Genomic DNA, 1,360 nt, shown 5'->3' with positions numbered 1-1,360 from the left:
GCGTCGTATTGGCCTGCCGCCACGATAATGTGCAGATGTGGGTGCAAGTTTCGTTGTCGGCTGTGAGTATGCAACACGGCGGTAAAACCAAGTTCACCTTGCCGTTGTCGGTTGGCAAAATCCTTTAATACCCCTGATGCCACCTTAAACATACCGTTATATATCGCTTTAGGTTGATGTCTTGCCAGCACTCTCAATTGATACGGTAAAGTGAAGGTCACCATGAAATAGTGAACAGGTAACCATTTTTGCTGTTGACGCTGTAGCCAGTCAGAAGTGGTGCGTTGTTGGCATTGAGGGCAATGGCGATGACCACAAGAAAGAGGCAATCGGTCATCGTGATGGCAGTGACTGCAGAACCATTGTGAGCGTCCTTGTTGCTCTGTTTTGCAACGGAGCATCGCCCCAATAGCTCGATGCATATCGCCATTTATCTGCGCATGATAGTGATGCTTAAGCGCACGATGATGCTGGCGAAGCAGTTCAATGAAAGTACTCATTTTATGCTCCATGTTAAGTCTAGATCATCCGTTAATTGGTTGATGGCCATTGCCGCATCACGCTGCTTTATCTGAGTCATTCGGGTGTATCGTGCCGTGGTGTTGAGGCTTGCATGACCGAGCAGTGATTGCAGTGAACGCAGGTCGACTCCTTGCTCAAGTAAGTGCGTTGCGAAGCAATGTCTGAGTGAATGAGGACTCGCATGCTTTTTGATACCACACTCTTTAAGTACAAGTTTCATCGTCTTTTGAATTCCGCCACGATCCATGGGGGTGTCGTGACATGTACCAAGTCCAGGAAATAAGTAGCAAGGATGCTTATGGGTAAGCCAGTGCGTGCGGAGTGCCTTAAGCGTTCGCTGCGGAAGCGGCACCATTCGGTCTTTTCCGCCTTTTCCTTCCCGTATGTGAACGCGCATTGTTTGGCTGTCGATATCATGAACCGTAAGATTTAATCCCTCACTGAGTCGTAACCCCATGCTGTACAGAGTAAGAAAAAACACCTGATAACGTGCTTGTCGAGTGTGAGTAATCAGCGAGCTGACTTGCTGTGGTGTCAGTATGTCGGGCAGTCGTTTTACTTGTGGCGGCTTGACGATATTGAGCCACTCCCACTGTTTATCGAGCGTGTAGCGATAGAAAAACTGCAAGCCATTACGATCGAGTTTTATGGTGCTCCACGAGTGGGTTTGAATAAGAGACGCGAAGAACTGTTTGAGGTCAGAGGTCGTTAATGTATCAGGGGCTCGGTCGAAATGAGCGGTGATCCGACGAACCGCACGGGAATAGGCATCAATGGTCGCGGGTCGTTTACCTTGCAGCTTTAGGTTGGTAAGGTGTTGTTCATAAAGGGTGTTGTA

General features: G+C 48.5%; 2 protein-coding genes. Both read right to left on the bottom strand.

Features of this window, described 5'->3' with window-relative positions:
- Window positions 1-500, bottom strand: a 500-nt coding sequence (locus tag AB4375_RS21520; RefSeq protein ID WP_372052498.1) for a transposase zinc-binding domain-containing protein, incomplete at its 3' end; no start/stop codon positions are given.
- The coding region (locus tag AB4375_RS21515; RefSeq protein ID WP_102398431.1) for a site-specific integrase at window positions 497-1,360 on the bottom strand (864 nt) is incomplete at its 5' end. The genes AB4375_RS21520 and AB4375_RS21515, both read right to left, overlap by 4 nt.

Source organism: Vibrio sp. 10N.261.51.C6 (genome assembly GCF_041471785.1).
Lineage (GTDB): Bacteria > Pseudomonadota > Gammaproteobacteria > Enterobacterales > Vibrionaceae > Vibrio > Vibrio crassostreae_C.
Note: the sequence above shows the minus strand (reverse complement) of the source record. Positions and strands in the feature narration are given on the sequence as shown.